Origin of the sequence: Mycolicibacterium xanthum, assembly GCF_019710635.1 — a bacterium.
Lineage (GTDB): Bacteria > Actinomycetota > Actinomycetes > Mycobacteriales > Mycobacteriaceae > Mycobacterium > Mycobacterium xanthum.
The window spans coordinates 1-21550 of the sequence record NZ_JAIFZS010000061.1 but is presented as its reverse complement, the minus strand read 5'-3'; the positions used below and the strand labels follow the sequence as shown (position 1 = coordinate 21550).

The 21550-nt window shown below is 68.0% G+C and carries 20 protein-coding genes; 9 read left to right on the top strand and 11 right to left on the bottom strand.

From position 1 onward, the window contains the following. Window positions 1–178: 178 nt before the first annotated feature. Window positions 179–604 (top strand): cupin domain-containing protein, encoded by a 426-nt coding sequence (locus tag JDV09_RS21830; protein WP_308124199.1) that lies wholly within the window; start codon window positions 179–181, stop codon window positions 602–604. A gap of 4 nt (window positions 605–608) precedes the next feature. Here the strand turns inward: JDV09_RS21830 and JDV09_RS21825 are convergent, their stop codons facing one another. Further along, window positions 609–1391, bottom strand: a complete 783-nt coding sequence (locus JDV09_RS21825; protein WP_221371228.1) for a bestrophin-like domain — start codon at window positions 1389–1391, stop codon at window positions 609–611. A gap of 97 nt (window positions 1392–1488) precedes the next feature. Here JDV09_RS21825 and JDV09_RS21820 point away from each other — a divergent pair, with 97 nt between their 5' ends. Next, window positions 1489–1974, top strand: a complete 486-nt coding sequence (locus JDV09_RS21820) for a MarR family winged helix-turn-helix transcriptional regulator (RefSeq protein WP_308124198.1) — start codon at window positions 1489–1491, stop codon at window positions 1972–1974. A 16-nt stretch (window positions 1975–1990) separates the two neighbouring features. Here JDV09_RS21820 and JDV09_RS21815 read toward each other — a convergent pair whose 3' ends face one another. Further along, window positions 1991–3016 carry a TIGR03617 family F420-dependent LLM class oxidoreductase gene (locus tag JDV09_RS21815; protein ID WP_221371279.1) on the bottom strand — a complete coding sequence of 342 codons (1026 nt, stop codon included), beginning with the start codon at window positions 3014–3016 and terminating at the stop codon, window positions 1991–1993. An 88-nt stretch (window positions 3017–3104) separates the two neighbouring features. On the opposite strand from JDV09_RS21815, the gene JDV09_RS21810 reads away from it, so the two are divergent. The 3 genes from JDV09_RS21810 (at window position 3105) to JDV09_RS21800 (ending at window position 7270) form a co-directional block, all read left to right on the top strand. Continuing rightward, a complete protein-coding gene (locus tag JDV09_RS21810; protein ID WP_221371227.1) occupies window positions 3105–4274 on the top strand; it encodes a sulfotransferase family protein in 1170 nt (389 codons plus the stop codon). Continuing rightward, window positions 4252–5625 (top strand): hypothetical protein, encoded by a 1374-nt coding sequence (locus tag JDV09_RS21805; protein ID WP_255605813.1) that lies wholly within the window; start codon window positions 4252–4254, stop codon window positions 5623–5625. The genes JDV09_RS21810 and JDV09_RS21805 overlap by 23 nt, the downstream gene beginning before the upstream one ends. Before the next feature lie 298 nt (window positions 5626–5923). Then, the gene (locus JDV09_RS21800) at window positions 5924–7270 is read left to right on the top strand and encodes an aldehyde dehydrogenase family protein (RefSeq protein WP_221371226.1); all 1347 of its coding nucleotides are present in this window, start codon (window positions 5924–5926) and stop codon (window positions 7268–7270) included. 67 nt (window positions 7271–7337) lie between these two features. Here the strand turns inward: JDV09_RS21800 and JDV09_RS21795 are convergent, their stop codons facing one another. Both JDV09_RS21795 and JDV09_RS21790 read right to left on the bottom strand, forming a co-directional pair. Beyond that, window positions 7338–7976, bottom strand: coding sequence for a cation efflux transmembrane domain-containing protein (locus tag JDV09_RS21795; protein ID WP_221371225.1), 639 nt, complete (start codon window positions 7974–7976; stop codon window positions 7338–7340). Continuing rightward, window positions 7973–8344 (bottom strand): ArsR/SmtB family transcription factor, encoded by a 372-nt coding sequence (locus JDV09_RS21790; protein ID WP_221371224.1) that lies wholly within the window; start codon window positions 8342–8344, stop codon window positions 7973–7975. Before JDV09_RS21790 ends, JDV09_RS21795 begins: the two co-directional genes overlap by 4 nt. A gap of 172 nt (window positions 8345–8516) precedes the next feature. Here JDV09_RS21790 and JDV09_RS21785 point away from each other — a divergent pair, with 172 nt between their 5' ends. The 4 genes from JDV09_RS21785 to JDV09_RS21770 all read left to right on the top strand — a co-directional run bounded on the left by JDV09_RS21785 (window position 8517) and on the right by JDV09_RS21770 (window position 11555). After that, complete coding sequence (locus tag JDV09_RS21785; protein ID WP_372452998.1) at window positions 8517–8732, top strand: SHOCT domain-containing protein; 216 nt, start codon at window positions 8517–8519, stop codon at window positions 8730–8732. Window positions 8733–8737: 5 nt separating this feature from the next. Beyond that, window positions 8738–9382, top strand: coding sequence for a sulfocyanin (locus JDV09_RS21780; protein ID WP_221371222.1), 645 nt, complete (start codon window positions 8738–8740; stop codon window positions 9380–9382). A gap of 45 nt (window positions 9383–9427) precedes the next feature. Next, window positions 9428–9748 (top strand): hypothetical protein, encoded by a 321-nt coding sequence (locus JDV09_RS21775; RefSeq protein WP_221371287.1) that lies wholly within the window; start codon window positions 9428–9430, stop codon window positions 9746–9748. 595 nt (window positions 9749–10343) lie between these two features. Beyond that, on the top strand, window positions 10344–11555 hold the full coding sequence (locus tag JDV09_RS21770) for a phenylacetate--CoA ligase family protein (RefSeq protein ID WP_221371221.1): 1212 nt from the start codon (window positions 10344–10346) through the stop codon (window positions 11553–11555). A gap of 140 nt (window positions 11556–11695) precedes the next feature. Here JDV09_RS21770 and JDV09_RS21765 read toward each other — a convergent pair whose 3' ends face one another. The 7 genes from JDV09_RS21765 to JDV09_RS21735 form a co-directional block, all read right to left on the bottom strand. Continuing rightward, window positions 11696–13210 (bottom strand): phenylacetate--CoA ligase family protein, encoded by a 1515-nt coding sequence (locus JDV09_RS21765; RefSeq protein ID WP_221371220.1) that lies wholly within the window; start codon window positions 13208–13210, stop codon window positions 11696–11698. A gap of 108 nt (window positions 13211–13318) precedes the next feature. Then, window positions 13319–15643: an arylsulfatase gene (locus JDV09_RS21760; RefSeq protein ID WP_221371219.1), complete on the bottom strand. Its 2325-nt coding sequence runs from the start codon at window positions 15641–15643 to the stop codon at window positions 13319–13321. A 274-nt stretch (window positions 15644–15917) separates the two neighbouring features. Beyond that, window positions 15918–17357 carry a carboxylesterase/lipase family protein gene (locus JDV09_RS21755; protein ID WP_221371218.1) on the bottom strand — a complete coding sequence of 480 codons (1440 nt, stop codon included), beginning with the start codon at window positions 17355–17357 and terminating at the stop codon, window positions 15918–15920. After that, window positions 17354–17860: a VOC family protein gene (locus JDV09_RS21750; protein ID WP_221371217.1), complete on the bottom strand. Its 507-nt coding sequence runs from the start codon at window positions 17858–17860 to the stop codon at window positions 17354–17356. Before JDV09_RS21750 ends, JDV09_RS21755 begins: the two co-directional genes overlap by 4 nt. Window position 17861: 1 nt before the next feature. Further along, a complete protein-coding gene (locus JDV09_RS21745; protein ID WP_221371216.1) occupies window positions 17862–19106 on the bottom strand; it encodes a DUF1214 domain-containing protein in 1245 nt (414 codons plus the stop codon). Further along, the gene (locus JDV09_RS21740) at window positions 19106–20257 is read right to left on the bottom strand and encodes a sulfotransferase family protein (RefSeq protein WP_221371215.1); all 1152 of its coding nucleotides are present in this window, start codon (window positions 20255–20257) and stop codon (window positions 19106–19108) included. The genes JDV09_RS21745 and JDV09_RS21740 overlap by 1 nt, the downstream gene beginning before the upstream one ends. Beyond that, a complete protein-coding gene (locus JDV09_RS21735; protein ID WP_221371214.1) occupies window positions 20254–21378 on the bottom strand; it encodes an LLM class flavin-dependent oxidoreductase in 1125 nt (374 codons plus the stop codon). The genes JDV09_RS21740 and JDV09_RS21735 overlap by 4 nt, the downstream gene beginning before the upstream one ends. Between the last annotated feature and the right edge of the window lie 172 nt (window positions 21379–21550).

The window sequence follows — 21550 nt, the reverse complement described above, 5'->3', positions numbered from 1 at the left end:
TCCCCCGCATGGACGGTCGCGAATCGATCGCCGGCCGCTACGAGCTTCGAGGTGTCCTCGACCGCGGCGGGATGGCCGAGGTAGGCAACGGCAAGGGAAAGGCAACAGGAAGGCCCCAAGGGCTGCCGGTTACCATCCGCGCAGGAATCGCGAACCCCAGGGGGACGAAGTGCGGACAGTGATCACCGGAATCGACGAAGCAGGCAGGTCATGCGTGGTCAGCGACGGCGAAACGGCGCTGGACCAGCTGGCACCGGGGTTCGCGATGGCTATCCCGTACGCCACCACCACCAGCCCGCCACCGGCCCGGGCCGCGGCGTCGGCTCCACTCATCGACCAGGGCCTGGCCCCCGGACTGGTCCGCTGGATGATCGTCGATCTCGGCCCCGACTCCGAGACACCGATGCACCACACCGACACCCTCGATCTGCAGACGGTGCTGTCCGGCAGCGTCGACCTGCTGCTCGATGACGGAACCCACCGGCTTTCGGCCGGGGACCGGGTGGTGCTCACCGGCGTCGACCACGCCTGGCGAGGCGGTCCGGACGGATGCCGGCTCAGCGCCGTGTTGATCGGGACACCCCCGCCCGCCGAGACCACCTGACCGGCTACCGGGACAGCACCGAGACGACCTCTGTCATCGAGTCCGGTGACGTCGCGATGTCCCCGATGTAGGGATGCGCGAGTTCGACGATGAGGAAAAGGTTGGTGGCGACGATGGCGCCGACGATCACGACCGTCGGATAGTGCAGCGCGGGCCGCTCCACGCCGTAGATCACGACGGTGCCGAGAACCATTGCGCTGGTGAGGAAGATGACCGCCCACAGCGGCCACGGCGGACCATCGTCCTGGCGGGCGGTCATGATCCGCACCGTCCGCGCCTGGCTCACCTTGTCCAGATTGGACCGCGACGCCGCCAGGGCCGAGGTCTGCTGATCGGTGGTCGCGCGCACCTGCCGGTAGGCGTCCTTCAGGTCGGCCAGGGCCGCGTCGGCTGCCGGCGTGCGGCCGGCGGCGGCGTCGGGCCACTCGGCCACCGCGGCGTTCGCATAGCCCAGCAGGCCGGCGCGGATCCGGTCGGCATCGGCCTGATCGAAGTCACCGGCGTCGAGTCCGAGTTGCACGGCGGCGGCTCCCTCGGCGCGCGCGTTCGCGTCGGCGGTGTTGATCTGGCCCCACATCGAGGACACCACGAAGCCGATGAAGAAGGCGTAGACGAAACCGATGAACCCGTAGGTGAACTTGGTGACGTCGTTGTGTTCCTCGCCGGTCAGCGCCGGAAAGCGCCGCCGGAGCATGCGCTGCAGCAGCACCGCCCCACCGGAGATCAGCACGATCAGGACGACGAGCAGCAATCCTGCCGGGACGTGGCTGACGATCCACGCACTCATCGGCGACCCCCTCGGGCACGTGCGAACGAAGCCCCTCGACTGTAGGGCCGGACTGCCACGGGGATAGGCCGATCGGCCGCACCCCGGGGAAAGATCGGTGGAAAGATCGGGTGCCGTGGTGTCGTCACGGGACAAGCGGCTGGACTCGATCAACAGGACGCTCACGCGGATCATGCGACTGAGCGCGAGCCGCTCGACGTTCACACAGCAGGCGGCGGCGGCCGATGTGGGCCTGTCCCAGCCGGCATATGCGTTGTTGCGCATCCTGATCGACGAGGGCCCGCAGCCGATCAGCGGACTGGCCCGCACCGCCCACATGGATCTGGCGATGGCCACCCGGCAATTGAACTCACTCGCCGAGACCGGCTGGGTGACCCGCAGCCCCGACCCCGACGACGGTCGCGTCTCGCTGGTCGAGGTGACAGCCGCCGGCAGCGCGGCCGCCGGGGCGTTGCAGGACGTTCGGCGCCATCACCTGGAACGGGCGCTGGCACGCTGGTCGGCGAGCGAGCTCGGCGACCTGGACCGGATACTGGCCCGCTTCCTGGCCGACACCACCGCCACTTCGTTCGACGAGAACTGAATCTGCACAGCGGATTTCACAACGAGGTCGCACGAATTCCGGCCACGCACCCGGCAATCAGGTCGTCGTCCCGTTCGTCGCCCAGCGGCGGAAGCACGATGCCGTCGGCGATCCCGCCGAACCTTCCGGACAGCATGGCGGGCAGCTGTTCGTAGGTCCCGGCGATGACCAACTGGTCGAGGATGTCGTCGGGCAGTGCCGTCGACAGATCCTGCCACCGCTGCGTACGCACCAGCTCACGCAGCACATCGGGAAGGTCGCTCCAGCCTTTGCGTTTCAGCGCCGGGCCGTAGGCGGGCGTGGTGTACAGGAAGGCCAGCATCCGGCGGTGCCGTTCCCGGTCGCGGGCCACCGCTTCGTCGCTGCCACCGGTCGCGATCGCGGGCGCGGCGACCAGCAGCGGCCGCCGGCCGTGCCCGGCCTTCCCGGCGCCCTGCGCGAGCGCCGGGAGCACGACGTCGCGCAGGTACTCCGGCTCAGAGTTCGTGGTGTGGGTGACCACCCCGGTGCAGAGTTCACCGGCGATCCGGCACATCCGCTCGTTCACCGCACCGAGCCAGATCCGCGGTACCGCAACACCATTGGGACCGGGATTGAAGTAAGGCTGCATCCGGGTGAGCCGATAGTGGCTGCCGGTGTAGTGCAGCGGCGCGCCGGTGGCAAAGGTCTCGAAGATCGCCTTGAGCGCGGCGACGTAGTCGCCCATCATGCTCACCGGCTCGCTCCACGCCATGCCGTAGCGGTCCTCGATGTTCTGCCTGATCTGTGATCCCAGACCGAGCTCGAAGCGGCCGCCGGACATGGCGGCCAGATCCCACGCCGCATACGCGACCAGCGTGGGGCTTCGCACCAGCGCCAGGGTCACCGCGGTACGCACCACGATCCACTCGGTGTGCTCGACCGCGAGCAGCGCCACCGCGAGCGAGTCGTGGACGGTCTCCGGTACGTGCACGCCGTCGAATCCCAGGCGCTCCGCGCGCTGCGCGTAGGCCGGCACCGCCGACAGCGGTAAGACCGGATCGAACGCCAGATAGGCCTTCATCACGGCCGCACGCTACCGACGGGCGGGCCGGCATGTCAACGACATTTTACTTGACAAAGTCCACTATTGCTGGGTTCAATGGCCAAGCGTGACCGGTGGCCGGTTCTACTTCGACTGGTGGACGTACCGCAGGATGCTGACCCTGCTGAGGGCCGAACGGCCCGCCTCCCGGCGGCTAAAGCTGTACGCCGCCTTCCTGTTCGCCCTTCCCGCGGTGGCCGCCCTACACGCCATCTGCTTCGCGCTGGACCCGCTGCTGTTCCCGTCGCTGCGGCGCACCGAGGTGCGCCGGCCGATCTTCTGTGTGGGCCACGCCCGCAGCGGCACCACCTATCTGCATCGCCTGATGACGAACGATCCGCAGTTCAGCTACGTACTGCTCTACGAGATGTTCTTCCCCTCGCTGCTGGAGAAGCGGCTGTTGAGGCTGCTGCTCGGGATCGACGAGAAGCTCTTCGGGAGCCGGCTGCGCCGTCGGCTGGACGCGGTCGACGACAAGGCGTTCGCGGCGACGAACGACATGCACCGAACCGGGTTGTTCACCGCCGAGGAGGATGACTTCCTGCTGACCTTCTCGCTGGCGTCCGGGTCGTGGATCGTGTTGTTCCCCTACCTCGACCAGCTGGACTTCTATCACGTCGACCGCTGGCCGAGCCGCAAGCGGCGCCGGGTGATGCAGTTCTACCGGGAATGCGTGCGGCGTCAGGTCGCCCTCAACGGCGGCGGAACGCTCCTGAGCAAGAATCCGACGTTCTGTGGTCGCGTCGAGTCGCTGATCGAGACGTTCCCCGACGCCGGCTTCATCGTGCCGGTGCGCAATCCCTACGACACCATCCCGAGCCTGCTGAAGATGCTGCAGAACTCGTGGCGGCTGCAGGGGCGCGACGAGCAGCTGATCCAGACCTCGTTGCGGACGCTGGCCGATCAGTCGTACCACTCCTACACCCACCCTCTCGAGGTCCTCGCGGCCCATCCCGGCGTCAGGTCGTGTGTGGTGGACTATCGCGACCTCGTCGGGCACCCGTCGGCCACCATGTTCGGGATCTATCGCGACCTCGGCCTGCCGGCGGGACCGGCCGCCACCCGGGCATTCGAGCGTGCGGATGGACAGACCCACGAGACGGCCCACCACTACAACCTGCAGGAGTTCGGCCTGGACCCCGACGAGATCAGGACCAGGCTGGCTCCGCTGTTCGACGAGTTCGGTTGGGACGCAGACCATGAGGAGTACGCCGATGTCCACCGAGATGCGCACTGAGATGTCCATTGAGCAGAGTGCGGCCACCCTGCGGGCAGCCTGGACGGACATGGTCTCCGCGCTCGAGCGGGCCCGCGCCGCGATCGACACTCCGGCGCTGCACGCCCCGCCGCCGACCGACCGGGGGCTCGCGGAGGGATACCGGTACCTGATGGGCTATGTCCTCAGCGGCGTCGAGCGGGCCTTCCTCGAGGAACCGGACCTGCCCTACTTCCGGAGGGCCATTCAACCCGTCGACAAGGGCACCATCGACAACGCCGACGCCCTCTACCTGTCGGCCGCCATCGACGGAACCCGGCGGTACCTGATCCGCGGGCGGGTGGCCGACCACGCGCACTGGCGGTCCGGCGCGCACCACAGCGGCTCCGGCACGGGACCCAAGGCCCCGCAATACCTGATCGCGGAGGCGCACACGTCCTACGCCGGCGATACCGGCAGCCTGACCGAGCTCGGACCGACGGGACGCGTCATCACCGGTGCGGTGGACAGCACCGAGTTGACGGTCGACGACGACGGTCGCTTCGAGATCACGCTGGCGCCCGAGCGGCCGGCCGACTGCCGCGGCGCGTTCCTGCCCACCCGCCTCGACGATCGTTGCGCGCGATACGTCATCGTGCGTTCGTTGTTCCACGACTGGGAGAACGAGGTCGCCCCCGAGTTGCTGATCGGCCGGGCCGACCCCGATGCCGAGCCGGCCGGGGCGATCACGCCGGCAGCCGCGGCGGAGCGACTGCGCCGGGTCGGCGAGATCGCCGACGGCCAGATCAACTTCTGGAATCAGTTCTACGACAGCCTGCTCGGCGCGTTTCGCCGTCGCGGCGACGACGGCCCGCGGTTCATGCCGCGCAACGACCTCAACGCGCCGAACCGGGCGCAGATGGGGACCGGTGGCGGGCAGAGCACCAATGTCTACAGCGGCGGCACGTTCGACCTGGAACCCGACGAGGCGCTCATCGTCGAGCTGAAGACTCCGGTGGCGCCGGTGTACTTCGGCTTCCACCTCGCGAACTTCTGGGGCGAGTCACTGGACTACGCCAATCGGCACACGAGCCTCAACGGGTTTCAGGCCGAGCCCGACGGCGACGGAGCGACGCGCTTCGTGGTCTCGCACGCCGACCCCGGCGTGCCGAATTGGCTGGATACCACCGGCCTTCGGGAAGGCTTCCTCACCGCGCGCTGGACCTACCCGCAACCGCCCGACGCGCTGCCTCAGATCGCGGTGCGCACGGTCGCGCTGGCCGATGTGCGTGCGACATTGCCCGCGGAAACCCGCACGGTGTCGGCCGGCGAACGGCGCGCGGTCATCGGAGTTCGCCGCGACCACGTCCAACGGCGGTACCGCCAGTACTGACCGCCCGTCGTTCCTCAAGATCGTCTCAGATTTGCCCCTCGAGCTCGGGCGGACCCGGCCTTCGCCGTCATCGGAACGCAAGGATCGTGTCGATCGGTCCGCCCGACGGCCCGGCACGCCGGTGACCGCCCACGAATCCGTCCGCAGAAGAGACGTGTCGGACACCATCCGGATCGAGGTCACGCCGTGGATTTCCGGCCTCTTCCGCGCCGTCAGTGACAGACTCTTCATCACGCTGTACTGATCTGTAGGGAGCGCACAGCGACCCGTTCACCGCGACCGACACTGGAGGAACAAGATGAGCCTGTATGCCGTGACCGACCCGGCTTCCGGCGACGTCGTCAAGGAGTACCCGACCGCCACCGACGCCGAGATCGAGGCCGCCCTGGCATCGGCGTTCGCGGCCGGTAAGACGTGGGCGAAGACCACGACCGTCGCCGAGCGCGCGGCGCTGGTCCGTCGTGTCGGTGAGTTGCACAACGAACGCGCGGCCGAACTGGGCGCGATCATCGTGCGTGAGATGGGCAAGCCACTGGAGGATGCGATCGGCGAGGTGGAGTTCAGCGGCGCGATCTACGAGTACTACGCCGACAACGCCGAGAAGCTGCTCGCCGACCAGCCGATCGAACTGCTCGACGGCACCGGTGACGCGGTGATCAAGAGCTGCCCCTACGGCGTCCTGCTGGGCATCATGCCGTGGAACTTCCCGGCCTACCAGGTCGCCCGCTTCGCCGGCCCCAACCTGTGCATCGGCAACACCATCCTGCTCAAGCACGCCCCGCAATGTCCGGAGTCGTCGGCGGCGATCCAGCAGATCTTCGACGACGCGGGCTTCCCGCCGGGGGCCTACGTCAACATCTACGCCACCAACGAGCAGGTGGCCACGCTCATCGAGGATCCGCGGGTCGCGGCGATCTCGTTGACCGGATCCGAGCGCGCCGGCGCGGCCGTCGCCGAGGTTGCCGGCCGCAACCTGAAGAAGGTGGTGCTCGAACTGGGTGGTTCCGACCCGTTCATCCTGCTGTCCACCGGCGATCTGGACGACACGGTCGAGAAGGCGGTGGCGGCACGGCTGGACAACACCGGGCAGGCCTGCAACGCGGCAAAGCGGTTCATCGTGATCGAGGAGCTCTACGAGCCGTTCGTGGAGAAGTTCACCGCCGCGGTTCTCGCTGCCGCCGACAGCATCACCCCGCTGTCGTCGGCGCTGGCCGCCGAGCGCCTGCAGGAGCAGGTCGACAGCGCCGTCGAGCAGGGTGCGACGCTGGCCAGCGCCGGCGAGCGCAGCGGCGCCTTCTTCCCGACCGGTGTGCTGACCGATGTGCACCCCGACAACGACGCCTACTACCAGGAGCTGTTCGGGCCGATCGCGATGGTCTTCAAGGCCGGATCGGAGGACGAGGCACTGGCACTGGCCAACGACACCCCGTTCGGGCTGGGTTCCTACGTCTTCACCACCGATGCCGAGCAGGCCAAGCGGGTCGCCGCCAAGATCGACGCGGGCATGGTGTTCGTCAACGGGGTGCAGGCCGACGGTGTGGAGCTCCCGTTCGGCGGGATCAAGCGTTCCGGCTTCGGCCGGGAGCTCGGCACCCTGGGTATCGGCGAGTTCGTCAACAAGAAGCTGATCCGCACCATCACCTGATCGGGGGCACGACGCCGCGAGAGGGCCGGACGCCCGGGCCCGGGCCCGGCGCCCGGTTGCTCGACGTTCAGTCGTCGACGAGCTCGCCGGCCCAGGCCTCTCGGCCCTCATGGACGGCGAAGGCGGCGATGACGAACCCGGCCGCCGGGTCGAGCCAGGCGATTCCGGTGAGTTGGAACAAGCCCACGCCGAGCAGGGTGGAGATGCTGAGCAGCACGCAGATCTTGGTCTGCGCGGCGTCGGCGAGGATCAGGTTGTCGCGAAGGGCCGCCCCGACTCGCTTCTTCGCCGCCGCCAGGACGGGCATCACGACGAGCGATGTCACGAGCAGGCCGACCGCGACCGGGGAGGCGTGCGGCCTCTCGCCGGCAACGAGATCGCGGATGCCCTCGACGGTGACATACGCGGCGAGGACGAAGAACGAGACGGCGACGAGCCTGAGGGTCTGACGTTCCCTGCGTTCATCGACGCTTCCGTCGCGCAGCCGGGCGGACAACCGCAGAGTGACCAGGATCGCGGAAAGCGACTCGATGGCCGAGTCGAATCCGAATCCGACGACCGAGATGAGCCCGGCGACGAGTCCGGCCGTGACGGCGATGACGCCTTCGGCGACGTTGTAGGCGATGGTGAACTGCGCCAGGCGCAGGCCCTTTCGGGTGAGCCGGACCGCCCGGGCATCGGTGGGTGCGCCGCCGGCGTGGGTCACGGTGTTTCGGGTGCGAAGCCGTCGATGCCGAATGCCGGACAGCCGGTCGCAGCTGGACCGGTCGCATCCAACACGGCTTGGGCAGCGGTGAACACATCGATCAGTGCAGGTTGGGTGAGTCGAAACAGCGAGGCGCGCCCCACCGGCTCGGAGGCCACCAGACCGCAGTCCCGCAGGCAGGCCAGGTGCCTGGAGACGGTGGACTGCGCCAGACCCGCCACCTGCACCAGCTCGACGACCCGCGCCGGCCCAACCGCCAGCCGGCGCAGGATCGCCAACCAGGTGGGGTCCCCGAGCGAACGAAACAACGCCGCCGCCGATGCCAGCTCTGCCCGATGCACGGCCGCCGGCCCGGTCGTCATCGTCATTCGGCGATGTTATAGCGGTGCAGCGGGAAAACGGGACCATCGGCCCTACCCTTCGGCGCGGCGCCGGCGCATCCTGGCCTACGAAGGTTCAGGACAGTGCCTTGTTCGGGAGGCAGCGATGTGCGGATACGGATGGGGATGGGGTAACGGCTGGGGCGGGGGCGGCATCCTCATGACAACCTTGCTGGTGGTGCTGGTGGTCGCGGTGATCGTGGCGGTCGTCTTCGCCGTCCGCTACCTGTCGGGGGGCGGGAGCGCACAGCACCGCGGCGGCCCGGTCTCGGAGGGCATGCGGGCGGAGGATCGACTGGCCGACCGCTTCGCCCGGGGTGAGATCGACGAAGACGAGTTCCGGCGGCGGATTACGCTGCTGCGCGAACACCGCTGAGGGCGATGCGCATCCACCGGGACTCGCGCGACCTGGCTGTCGCACTCGGTGCGGCAGTGGTCGCAGTGGCATGCGCGGTGGCGTTGACCGTTGGGCCGTCGATGCACCACGGTCACGTCGTCGCCGATGCGCCGTATCCGACCGGTCCCGCATTCCTGGGGTCCAGGGGATCTCCTGTCGCCTCCTGCGCGGTGCCGGCTTTGCCGGGCGCCGTCGTCGACATCACCCTCACCGACATGCACGCCATGATGGGCCACGGGATGGGCTTCCGGGGCCCAGGCATGGGGATGATGCGCATCCTCGTCCAGCCGGCCACCGTTGCTCCCGGTGAGGCGTCGTTCCGGGTGACCAATGCCGGCCGGTTGCGGGACGAATTGGTGGTGCTGCCCCTTACGAGGGGCCGATACCCGGGGCAACGTGCCATCAACGCCGATGGCACCGTCGAGGAGACCGGCAGCCTGGGCGAGGTTTCGGATGGCTGCGGAGCGCAGCGCGATGACGACGATCCGGGCACCGACGGCATCGCCCCCGGTGGTATCGGCTGGACCACCGTCACGCTCACACCGGGCCGCTACGAGTTGATCTGCAACATTCCCGGTCACTACTGGACCGGAATGTATGCCGAACTGGATGTCAGTCCACCCGATTAGCAATGCGTGAAGGTGGAAAGCACACAACGACAAGGGGTGACGATCATGTTCACCGCCACAAGATTCACGACCGCCGCTCTGGCGGTCCTTGCCCTCTGCGGTTCGGTGATCGGCGGCGCAGCCGCGACCGCCCAGCCGGGCACCGTTTCCGCGCCGGTATACCCGGCCCACGACCCGAATCCGGACCCGCAGGGATGTTGGGGTGCAGACAACGTCTGGTATCCCGACTGTCCCGGACCCGACGAGTGGGACCACGGCGGCATGATGGGCCCCGGAGAGTGGGGCCCAGGAATGATGGGGCCGGGACAGTGGGCTCCCGGGCCCTGGGGGCCGGGAATGATGGACCACGGGCCTTGGGGCTACTGATCCCGAAGCGCCGAGGGTGCCGGCGCGCGTCGGCGATCGGCACAGTGATCCACTGAGCGCCAGCTCAATCAGCCACTGTCGGGCTGTTGGCCGAGAGCGAAGACATGCACGGTGGCCGATTTCCCTTTCAGGGCGTGTAGGCCACGATCGATCGCGACATGCGAATGTCCCGTTCGGGGTTGTCGCGGTTGGGCACCGTCGGCCGAGTCACCGGTAGCCAACGCGGTGTTGGATCGGGGCGGCGGTCAACACTGCCGCTGTGGGCCAGTCCGTGACTTGCTCCTGATCCGGACTCCGATTCGATGGCACCTGCAGCCTGACACAATGTCAGCGCGGCCTCTCGTATGGCTGAGCCATCCGCCAGAGCCCTGGCTCACTTCGGCCTCGGGTCCACCTCGAACGTCAACGCCGGGAGGTTGAGATGAGAGACATTGGCTCGGCCATGGGGGTGGCTGCCGATCTCTGGAGGGCAGAACGGGAGGGTCCAGTAGGTCTGCAGCGTCGGCAAGAGGAACGCCTCGCAGCGCTGGTCGCTCAGGCCCGGGTCTACTCCCCATTTTTCCGGGAGGCGTTTGCGCGGCTGCAATGTGGCCGGGTGAGCCTGTCGGACCTGCCTGTAACGGACAAACCAGAGCTGATGGCGCGCTTTGACGATTGGGTTACGGATCGTCGGATAACACGTGCGGACGTGGAGGCTTTCGTGGCCGACTCCTCGCTGAGCGGAATCCGTTTTCTCGATGAGTATTTCGTGTGCCGGAGCTCAGGCACCACCGGCCGGCCCGGGATATTCGTGGCGGACCGTGCCGCAATCGCGACGACCTACGCCTGTTATGCGTTCGGCGCCGTCAGAGGGTTGCGCCGAGCCCGCTGGCGCCGGCTCCTCGCCAAAAGGATGCGCCAGGCCCGCGTTGTCGGTACGGGCGGCCACTTCGCCGGAGCGGGCATCGTCACCATGGCGCAGCGCGACAGCAAGTGCAGGACGCAGCGTGAGCAACTCGTCAGTGTCGGACAACCCCTGGGCGAAATGGTGTCGCAGCTCAACACCATCGACCCTGCGATTCTCGAGGGGTATCCCAGTGCGATCCATCAACTCGCGCAAGAGCAGCGCGCTGGGCGACTGCAGATACGGCCGAGTCTCGTCGCGACCGGCGGCGAAACGGTTTCCATCGATGCGCGCCGCACAATGGCGGCAGCGTTCGAAGCGCCCGTCATCGACGCCTACGTAAGCTCCGAGTGCCTGCTGGTCGCCACCACCTGTCGGCATGAGTGGCTGCATTACCGCAGCGACTGGATGATCCTCGAGCCCGTCGACGCCGACTACCAACCGGTCCCGCCGGGACAACCCTCGTACACCGTGCTACTCACCGACCTGTCCAACCGAGTGCAGCCCATCATTCGGTACGACCTCGGAGATTCCGTGCTGGCTCGCCCCGACCCCTGTGACTGCGGAAGCCCGCTGCCCGCCATCCGGGTGATCGGCCGATGCGACGACGTCCTGCGGTTCGCCGCAAACGGCACCGTCGTCGAAGTACTTCCGCTCGCCATTACCGCTGGGCTCGAAGACGTCGATGGCCTCGACCGCGTCCAACTGATCCAGCAGGACCCGACCCTCCTCGCAGTCCGGTTTTCCTGCAAGAACAGCGAACAGCGCGCGCAAGTGTGGACCTCGGTATCGCACTTGCTGCGGGTTTTTTTGGACCGCCAGGGACTGCGGAACGTATCGCTGCGCGACGACCATCAGCCTCCCGACTTGGTCGGGGCAAGCGGCAAGTACCGCCAGGTCATCGGAACATCTCTCGACCGCTGACCGGATCCTGCACCGGACGCCCGTTCTGCGGGGCGTCAAAGTCCCCGGTGCCGGGACTTGTGGCCCTGGTGCTGGTACACACGCCGCCCATGTGCAGCGATTCGAAGCAGTGGTCTGACAGGCGGGGAGGCGCGGCGCCCTCACGAACGGAGAACGGCACGGAACACATGCCGCAACTTCCCGTTGCGCGGGTTCACTTGGGGGCGCTCGGCAGCCAGGTCGACGGCCACCGGGCCGGCTCCTTGGGCGGCGAGGAACTCTACGAGCCGTCGGCGGACCTCCCGCCAGACGTCCCAACGGTCCCGATCGGGGTCTTCATCCAGCCGGATTGTCAGGCCCGCGTGGGCGGTCTGGATGATCTGGTAGCGCAGCACACCCGGGGTCTCCTCGACCACGGTGGCGAGCGCCATCGGCAACAGCACCACACTCACACCTTGCCGCCCGGGCACCGTCAGCAGCTCATCGGTCCGTCCCTCCGGTGTCACGGTCGGCAGTGGACTGCCGCACGGACATGGATCGGCATCGATCGTCACACTGTCGCCGAGCTCGTACCGGATCAGGGGCTGCACGTAGTTGGCCAGGTTTGTCAGCAGCAGCGAGTCGGACCGCCGCCCGGCCGGCACGGGCGCACCGGATGCGTCGATAGGCTCGACGAGGTACCAGTCGGTGTTCAGGTGCAGCCTGCCGAGCCGGCAGGGCAGAGACAGCGGGGTGGCTTCCGAGGCGTTGTAGGTTTCCGTCACGGTGCAGCCGAACGCTTCTTGTGCACGCTGCTTGACGGCGGGGAGCAACAGTTCACCGCCGCTGGCGATGACCAGTGGATGGATGTTCAGGCGTCCGGCTTCCTGCTCGTCGGTCAGCACGCTCAGCGCGCTGGCATAGGTGCTCAGGAGTACTGGCTGGAATTCGTTGAGGTTGCCGACGAGTTCGGGCAACGGATCGAGGACCGAGAAGAAGCGGGAAAAGTGACGCCGCACCGGCCGCGCACGCAGCCGCCGTTCGTACATCACGGTCGACAGGAAATGCCCGCCGGTGGCGAACACCGCGGCCTGCCGCGCCCCGCGCCCGAGGATCCGAAGGAGCAGCCGCGGCGGCAGCACGCCAGCCGATCTGGCATAGGTCAGGCCGAACATCACCGCAACGGCCTGACGGTCCTGTACCAGCAATGCCGGCTCGGCGGTCGACCCGGACGTGGTGAACACCACGTACTCGCCGAGCAGGTCGCGTCCGGTGTTGGCCGGATCGGCGACGAAGGCCGCCACAGCGCTCCTCGTCAGCCGGGGATCGGTGACCCAGTCGTCAAAGCGCGCCATCAAATCCGGCTTGTTCACCGGCGGAAGTGTCGGCAGGGCACCCAGATCCGGCGGAATGGGTGAAAGCCGCCGGTAACGCTCGGCGTAGAACCGCGAATGCCTGCGCGCGTGCGTGACCAGCGCCTGCAGCCGAATCGCTTGTCGGGCCGCAAGCGCGCCGGCGCCACCATGCGTCGTCCGCCACGCGTCCCACGCGAAACCGATCGCCTTCATCCCGACATCAACGTACGACACGGGCAACGCCCCGGTGGCCGTAGCGCTGAACGGATCGTGGTCCCACGCCGCGGCGCGGCGGTGCGTGGGCGACGGGCCCAACGAATTGGCAACCGCCGCGCCGCACACCCTGCCACAGCGGACAGCCGGCGCAATATCGATAGAGCTCGACGAGTTGCGCCCACACAACCCGCTGACTGCTTCGTCGCGACGGGCTTACGTCACCGGCCATTCACTCTACTGGCGCGCGAGGACAGCCTTAGCCAGGCCTACCGCGTCATGGTGGGCATCCGCCGCGATGTCGATTGTGACGCTGTGGATCTCCGCCGTGCACAAGCCGCCGGCAGACTGATAGTGGTCGATGACCGCTGCGCCGGTGTCACGACCGATATCCAGACCGTCGGTGGTGGCGTACATGTACCCGCACGTGTTGTCGACACGTGCCTCGCCGACCACCGTGCCGTCGACCAGCAGACGGCCGGTGCCGCCCTTGCCCGGCCCACCACCGTCGTAGTCGAAATCGAAGGCAACGGTGTGCCGTCCCGGTGTGAGGGCTTCGGCCGCTTTGACGTAGTAGTACTCGTGATCGACCCAGTTGTGGCAGTAGGCCGGGATGCCATCGTTGAGATACAGGGTCCAGCCGCCGAATCGGCCGCCCTGGGCCACGATCGCACCGTCGGCGGTGTCGGTGACGGTGATGTCGGCGGTCACCGTGTGCGACCGGTTCTTGACGTTCGGCACGGTCGCTTCACCCAGATGCGTCGCACCCGGATAGAGCGTCAACGTCGCCCGGTCCCCCAGCAGATCGGGCCGGCCCGCGGCCACCGGGTCGAGCCGCTCGGCCTTGCGGTCGTCGATCGGGAACACGTTGTACTTGGCACCCTCGATCAGGAACAGTTCTTGCAAGCGGGCCAGTTTGTCCGGGTTGTCGGCGGCGATGTTGTCGGACTGGCTGTAATCGTCGGGTGCATAGAGTTCCCAGTCGTCGTCGGCCAGCGGTGGTCGGTCGCCTGCCAGCACCCAGGGGATCGCGTGGATCGTGCAGGCCGACCAGCCCTCGTGGTAGATCCCCCGGTTGCCGAACATCTCGAAGTACTGGGTGCCGCGATGCTCCGGCGCGGCCGCGTCGGCCAGTGTCTCGGTGAACGACACACCCTCGAGCGGTTTCTGCGCCACGCCGTTGACCGTCGTCGGCTCCGGTAGGTCGGCCGCGGCCAGGATCGTCGGACCGATGTCGATGCAGTGGGTGAACTGGTCCCTGATCTCGCCGCGGCCCTCGAAACCGTTGGGCCAGTGCACGATCATCCCGTTGCGGGTGCCGCCCCAGTGGGAGGCGATCTGCTTGGTCCACTGGTAGGGCGCATTCATCGCATGCGCCCAGCCGACCGGGTAGTGATTGAACAGCGACGGGCCACCGATCTCGTCGATGCGTTCGAGCATCTGCGGCACCGTCTCGGAAACGATGTTGTACTGCGCGAACTCGTTCAGCGTCCCGTCCGGGCCGGCTTCTGCGCTCGCGCCGTTGTCGCCCAGCAGGTAGAAGATCAGGGTGTCCTCGAGCGCACCCATCTGCTGCAATGCGTCGAGGAGACGGCCGACCTGCTCGTCGGTGTGGGTGGCGAAACCCGCATAGGTCTCCATCATCCGGCGGTGCAACCGGTGATGATCCTCGGACAGCGAATCCCAGGCCGGGATCTCGTCGGGCCGGCCGGTCAGCATGCAGTCATCGGGCACCACACCGAGTTCGCGCTGCCGCGCCAGGGTCCGTTCGCGGCAGGCGTCCCAGCCGTCGTCGAATGCTCCGCGATACGGCTCGACGTAGGACGCCGGGACGTGATGCGGTGCGTGGGTGGCGCCGAATGAGAGGTACACGAAGAACGGCTTGTCCGGGGTCATGGTCTGCTGCTCCCGGATGTAGGAGATCGCGCGGTCGGTGATGTCGACCGAAAGGTGGTAGTCGGGGTCGTCTGGGGTAGTGACCGGCATGGTGCCCTCGAAAACGCTGGGGTGGTACTGGTCGGTCTCACCGCCGAGGAAACCGTAGAAGCGCTCGAAACCCTCACCGGTCGGCCAACGGTCGAACGGACCCGTCGGCCCGGTTTCCCACACCGGTGTCTGATGCCATTTCCCGAACGCCGCGGTGTTGTACCCGTTCAGCTTCAGGATCTCGGCGATCGGCGCCGTGTCTTCGCGGCGCATCGACGTGTAACCCGGCCAGGTGGTGGCCAGCTCGGTCAGCGCACCCATCCCGACGCTGTGGTGGTTGCGCCCCGACAACAGCGCGGCCCGCGTCGGCGAGCACAACGCCGTGGTGTGAAATCTGGTGAATCTCAACCCGTTGTCGGCCAGTCGTTCGGCCACCGGCATCCGGCACGGTCCCCCGAAGGCCGACGGAGCGCCGAACCCCATGTCGTCGACGAGCACGACGAGGACGTTCGGGGCACCCGACGGGGCCTGCACCTGGGTGAACGAGGGACCGGGTGGCGCGTCGCGCATGTCGACCGGTGTGACCGGCGAGGGCGACGGGGTGAAGATCGGCAACGTGGTGCGGGCGGAGTCCATGGGATGGAGTCAACCAGAACCATGCGGCAGCGACGTGCGGAAGCGCGAGAGGTGTCGACGGCGTCAACACGCCGCAGCCACGTTGTCGGCACCCGCGGAAGTGACCAAGCGCCCGGTGAACGCCTTTCGGTGCGGCGAGTGGCCAGGACTATTCCGTGCCGACGTGCGCGTCGGCCAGGACCGCCCCGAAATCGCGTCCGCCACGAGGCGCCGATGACCACCGCAACCCCGACGCATCCCCCGCATGGCCGGCCCTGGCCGAACACCTTGTCGCTCACCCATAGGCGGGATAGCGCTTCTCCCACAGCGCCAGTTGCTCGGCGCGGTGGCCCCGGGCGATTCCACTCTCGGGGCCGATCAGCATGGTCGACCCGTCGCGACCTTCGTAGCGGTCCCAGGGCTCTCCCCCGCGAACGAACTCCAGCCAAAGATCCTGAACCGCGTCTGACGTACGGCGCGCCGCCTCGTCGTCACCGGCCAGCGCGGGCGCGGCGTGCAGGGTGCCGAAGACCAGGGGCAGGCACGAGTCGTGACACGCCCCCAACCCGGGTCGTGGCGAGGTCCACTGCAGTTCGTAGCGAAACACCGTGTTGCCGCGCTCGGCGTGCGCCCGCACGAATTGCTCGGTCGGCGCGGTGAAGTGGTAGTCGGTGACGATCGCGCTGGCGACGTCGCGCAACGTGGTGTGGTCGGCGCGGTAGGCCGCCACCACCGCGTCGGCGTCGTGCCCATCGCCCGCGAGCGCCTGTGCCCGCTCCCGGACGTACCGCTCGGTGAAGACGTCGTCGTCCAGCGCCGCGTCGAAGATCCGCCACTCGTCACGTGTCGTCCCCGCGAGGACGGGAATCGCCGGCATCTCGTGCGTCCGCGCCACCACCAACGGGTGTTCACCGACAACGTCACCATCGATGCAGGGATGAAACGGGCCTTGCGGTGGCACGAATCCGGGGTCGATGCTGCGCTGCGCGGCAAGGATTTCCTCGACACCCGGTTCTTCGGAGAACCCGAAGGCACCGGCCGCGATGAACTGCTCGGCCACGGCGGAGGCGGCCGCCGTGGAGCGGACCCGCTCCAGCCCACCGCTCTGCAGGATCGCGCGGTCGAAGAGGGCGCACCCTTCTGCGAGGAAGGCCGATATCGCGATTGCACCGGAGGACTGCCCCACCACGGTGATGGCGGCGGGGTCACCGCCGAAAGCGCCGATCTGCTCGCGAACCCACTGCAGGGCTTGCTTCTGGTCGCGCAGTGTCAGATTGGTGGAGCCGCGGCCGTGCCAGTCGGGCGAGTGGAGGGAGCCCAGCGCACCGAGCCGGAAGTTCATCGTCACCATCACGACGTCTCCGCGCCGGGCCAGGCGCGAACCGTCGATCAGCGGCGCGGCGCCGTGCCCCTGCGTCTGCCCACCGCCGTGCAGGAAGACCAGCACCGGTCGGCGGTTGTCGTCGGCCGCCGGCGTCCAGATGTTGAGCGTCAGGCAGTCCTCGCTCATCGTCAGGCCGCGTTTGGCCAGCCGTTCGGGCGAGATGTCTTGCGGCGCAATCGGACCGAATGCGATCGCCTCGCGCACGCCCGCCCAGCTCGCCGGGGGTTGTGATGGGCGCCAACGCCGCTCGCCCGTCGGCGCCGCGGCGTACGGTACACCGCGAAAGACGAGGATGTCGCCACTCGCGTCCCCACGTAACGCACCGTACGAGGTGTGCGCGACTGCGGTCACGGGCGCTCGGTCAGGGGGTATCTCGCCGCCATCTCGCCGCTGAGGATCTGGGTGAGAAAGTCGCGGCCCTTGAAGCTCACCACCTCCAGGCGAAGCCCGCTGCGCGGGTCGCGCAGGAACGCGACGCCGGCACCGGTGCGCTCCAACTCCCAGCCGTCGTCCTGCAGCCGCGCGACGTCGTCGCGCCAGCGCTGGGCGTAGTAGCCGACGTGGTGCATACCGCCGAGTCTCGGTTCGGCGAAGATCGAGTCGGCGGCGGCGACGACCTCGATCAGCTCCAGGTACGGCGGGCCGGAAGCGGTGAACGCGATGCGTACGGTCTGGTCGTCGGTGGACCCGTCCGGACGGGTGAAGCCGCTCCGCATCTCGAACGGCGGCGCCCAGGTCACCTGCATGGCGTCGGCGAGCGCCTGCATGGCGGGCGGCAGATCGGGGACGAGGTGGCCGACGTGATAGACGTTGTCGAAGGCCGATGCGGCGAGTGTCTCGAGTTTCGGGTCCATGTCAGATCCTGTATCTGCGGCGGATGGCGTCGAAGCGGGCGTGCAGTTGCGCGGCCCGCTCCTCGGGCGTGACGCGCCGGGTGCTGGCCGGCAACACGGTGTCCACCTCGGCGCGGGCGACGACCCTGGTGGTGACCTCGGGCAGCTGCCGGCTTCCGATGACGCGCATCGTGAGGTAGCCCTCGTTGAAATGCTGGGTGTCGATCCAGTTGTGCACACCGGGGTCGTCGTGGGCCAGCACCAGTCGCACGCGGCCGTCGGGGTCGATCGCCGACCTGCTCGGCGTGTAGCTCACGGGCCGGTACAGGTAGTCCATGCTGTTCCAGAACGCGCCCATATTGGTCAGCATCCAGAACTCCCCGCCGTCGGCGAACTCGAAGATCAGCGCTTCGTCCGGCGCGAGGCGCCACGGCATGGTGACGATGAGCCTGCCGCGGCGTGCGTCGCGCTGCTCCGCCGTGCCCGCGAAGCGCGCGCCGGGGAACACATTGGGCTCGGGTTCGCCGAAGAGCGAGCCGATCTGCAGCTCGCGGTCGGGCCAGTCCGTCATCGCCCCGGTCAGGAAGTCGCCGGCCCAGCGCATCGACGCGATGAGATCCTGTGGTGTCGGCACCGGACGCGGCGTGTCCATGTCGATTCGCTCGATGCTGAACTGCGCCGAGCGCTCCGACCAGGAGTCGAAGCCCTGCCGCATGAACAGCTTGCGCGAACCTGGCGTGGTCGGCAGCCAATTCGGTTCTCGCCGAGCACCTCCCACGTACAGGACGAAGCCGCCGTCGGGCTCGGTGATCAGGTCGTCGCCGGTCATGTTCGCCTCGGGGGTGTCGCCGAAGGGCTCGTGCAGATTCGGGTGATCGGCGCCGTAGTAGACGTCCTTGTCGGGGCGCGGCCCCTGGACGGTGAAGTTGATGAAGCGCGCCGTGCCCCGGTCCCCCGCGATCCGGTACGTCGATACACCGTCGATCCACGCCTGCAGATAGACGAAGTCGGCGTTGTCGCCGCCGAGCTTGCGGCTCGGCCCGCAGAACGGGTGGATCACCGGATAGCGGGTGTCCTTGGTCTCCAGCGCGAGGTCGTAGGCCTGCCCGAGGTTCTGCGTCAGGTAGCGGAAGGCGTCGGCGCGCTGCAGGGCATTGGCCGGCGAGCTGTCCTTGAAGGCGAGATCTCCGGCCGTCTTGAGTCGGTCGCAGAATTCGTGCCACGCCGCGCGCAGCGCCTCGTCGTCCCCACTGTCGCCGAAGGCCATCAGTGCCTCGTCTCGATGTCGATGCCGAATCGGTCGCGGTAGGCGGCGAACTCCTCGTGCAACTCCTCCACGGACACCGGCAGGACGTCGGTGGAGTAGGTGAACTTGCCGTACCGATCGCTGCGGTTGGTGACGAGGTAGTCACGCATCGCTTTCTCGGTTTCGGTTGTGAACGGCAATCCGGCGAAGTCGTAGAAGCCGCCGATCGTTTCGACCGGGTCGGTGACGAAGTCGCGGTAGCGGACGTGGTGGATACGTGGGTCGTCGACGAACGGGTCGGTGAGGTAGGCATGGAAATTGGCCCGCGACCCCTCGATCGTGTCCCTGGCGTACTGACGCCAGTCCAGCGTCCCGGCGAGGCTCTCGTTGATCTGCCCGAAGGCCACGATCTGCGAGGCGAGCACCTGCACCGGGTCGCGGTGCACCCAGACGATGCGGGCGTCGGGGTAGGTATCGAAGAGCGCTCGCAGGCGACGGCCGTGAAACCCCTTGAGCACCCATCGCTTCGGCGGGCGGGTGTATTGGATGTGCTGCAGCATCATGCGGTGCAGGGCGTACTGCGCGTGATGGTCTTGCGGAAAGTTCTGGATCGTTACTGGAACCCGCCACCAGGCGCTCGGGTTCATCGCGCGAAAGTCGAAGGCCCACGTGCGTTCACACTCGGGCAGGCCGGCACCGAGCAGATCGTTGTAGGGGTGGCTGACGATCCACGGCGGGATGCGGGCGAGAATCTCCCGCCAGTCCGCGTCGGCCTGTTTCCGGCGCGGGTCGTCGCCGTCGGCCGGGCCGGGCGGCGGTGAGGGGTACATGACCTCCCAGAACCGCAGCGCGCGCGAGCCCTCGTCCTCGGCGAGCAGGGCGTGCAGCAGCGTCGTCCCCGAACGCGGCTCACCGGTGGCGAAGAGCGGGGCGGTGATCCGTTCTGCCTCCAGGGGCAGGCGGGCGCGGTCGGCGACGAAACGCAGGCGGCTGGTCAGCAGTCCTTTGATCGTGTGGGTAGCCGCCTGCGAACCTGTCTCGTCGAGTTCGGCACTGTTGAGCCTGTCGACGACCATCCCCACCCGCACGGGCAGGGTGTCATCACCGAAGTCGGTGAGCCCCGTCGATCGCTGCGCTTCGGTGACGAGGACGTCGGCGTCGAGGGTTGTCATGGCGTGCTTCCCGCGAGTTGCAGCAGTGCGTCCTCGACCTCGCGAACTTTGCGCGCCGACGCTGCGGCGTAGGCCTGCCCGGCCATTCCGCTGTAGTCGAGCACCGAGACGATCCGGGCGCCCGCCTCGCCGAACGCTGCGATCTGCTCGGCGACCTGCCTCGGCGTGCCATGCGGGACGACGGACAGGATCGCGGCCGGGTCGACCTCCTCGAAGAGCCGGAGAAGTCTGTCACGGGTCAGGACGCGCGGGTCGATGTCCTGAATGCCACGCCAGTGCTCGCCCATCGGATGGCGGTGACCGGCGGACCGCAGCGCATCGGCGGTCAGTTGCAGCACCAGCGATTTCAGCAGAGGACGCTGCAGGATGGCGCTCAGTTCGTCGGGCTCGCCGATGAGGCAGACCACCATCTTCGCCGGCGTGATCGCCTGTGGGTCGCGTCCGGCCCGTTCGGCCGCCTCGCGGATGCGCGCCAGCTGGCCGGCATAGGCTTCGGGTCCGGCGCTGCCCGTCGGCCACCAGCCGTCGCCGAGTTCACCGGCGAGTCGCAGCATGCGGGGGCCGTTGGCCCCGATCCAGATCGGTGGCGGTCCGGAAGGGTGAAGGTCGGCGTCCAGCCGGGCGTGCTCCAGCGTGTAGAACTCACCGTCGAAGGTGATCGGCCCGTCGGTGTTCCACAGCTGCCGGATGAGCCGGACCGCCTCGGCGAACCGGCTGACCGTGGCTCGGTCGTCGAAGCCGTAGGGGGCCAGGTTCTCCCGCTCTCCGGAACCCAGTCCCAGGATGAATCGGCCACCCGAGAGATGGCTCAGGGTGAGTGCCGACTGGGCCAGCATCACCGGGTGGCGGCGGACGGTGTCGAGGACGCTCGTGGCGAACCGGGTGCGTGTGGTGCGAGCCGCGACGGCACCGGCGAGGGTGAGGGTGTCCAGGTAACGGTGCGGCGACGGCGACACCTCGGCGAGGTCGGTGAACTCCGGCGTCCAGATCGAGTCCGGCCAGAAGCTCACCAGGTGATCGGGCATCCAGATCGAGTGGTAGCGGCCGTCATCGAGGGCGTCCAGCCCGCTGAGGTCGAGCGGCAGAGTCGGCCGGAAGAACGCGGCCAGCTCGAGGGGCATGCAGGCAAGCTACCGGACGGCGGCGGCTCCGTCACCGGATTGCTGTGCATCTGCTCAGCGCCACCCGGGGCCGGTGACCTTCCCCGCGGCGAACCGGGTTTGTCGGTGGTCGAATGTATGTTCGAGTCATGTCGAGGGAGGCTCTGTCGGGCGCGGTGGCACGGTTGTGTGC

Bases quoted from the DNA above. Each gene is read 5' to 3' on its own strand.
- JDV09_RS21805 (WP_255605813.1), top strand. From the start codon at position 4,252: ATGTCCACCGAGATGCGCACTGAGATGTCCATTGAGCAGAGTGCGGCC.
- JDV09_RS21745 (WP_221371216.1), bottom strand. From the start codon at position 19,106: ATGGCCTTCGGCGACAGTGGGGACGACGAGGCGCTGCGCGCGGCGTGG.
- JDV09_RS21775 (WP_221371287.1), top strand. From the start codon at position 9,428: ATGTTCACCGCCACAAGATTCACGACCGCCGCTCTGGCGGTCCTTGCC.
- JDV09_RS21735 (WP_221371214.1), bottom strand. From the start codon at position 21,378: ATGCCCCTCGAGCTGGCCGCGTTCTTCCGGCCGACTCTGCCGCTCGAC.
- JDV09_RS21790 (WP_221371224.1), bottom strand. From the start codon at position 8,344: ATGACGATGACGACCGGGCCGGCGGCCGTGCATCGGGCAGAGCTGGCA.
- JDV09_RS21825 (WP_221371228.1), bottom strand. From the start codon at position 1,391: ATGAGTGCGTGGATCGTCAGCCACGTCCCGGCAGGATTGCTGCTCGTC.
- JDV09_RS21750 (WP_221371217.1), bottom strand. From the start codon at position 17,860: ATGGACCCGAAACTCGAGACACTCGCCGCATCGGCCTTCGACAACGTC.
- JDV09_RS21800 (WP_221371226.1), top strand. From the start codon at position 5,924: ATGAGCCTGTATGCCGTGACCGACCCGGCTTCCGGCGACGTCGTCAAG.
- JDV09_RS21740 (WP_221371215.1), bottom strand. From the start codon at position 20,257: ATGACAACCCTCGACGCCGACGTCCTCGTCACCGAAGCGCAGCGATCG.
- JDV09_RS21760 (WP_221371219.1), bottom strand. From the start codon at position 15,643: ATGGACTCCGCCCGCACCACGTTGCCGATCTTCACCCCGTCGCCCTCG.
- JDV09_RS21785 (WP_372452998.1), top strand. From the start codon at position 8,517: ATGACAACCTTGCTGGTGGTGCTGGTGGTCGCGGTGATCGTGGCGGTC.
- JDV09_RS21780 (WP_221371222.1), top strand. From the start codon at position 8,738: ATGCGCATCCACCGGGACTCGCGCGACCTGGCTGTCGCACTCGGTGCG.
- JDV09_RS21815 (WP_221371279.1), bottom strand. From the start codon at position 3,016: ATGAAGGCCTATCTGGCGTTCGATCCGGTCTTACCGCTGTCGGCGGTG.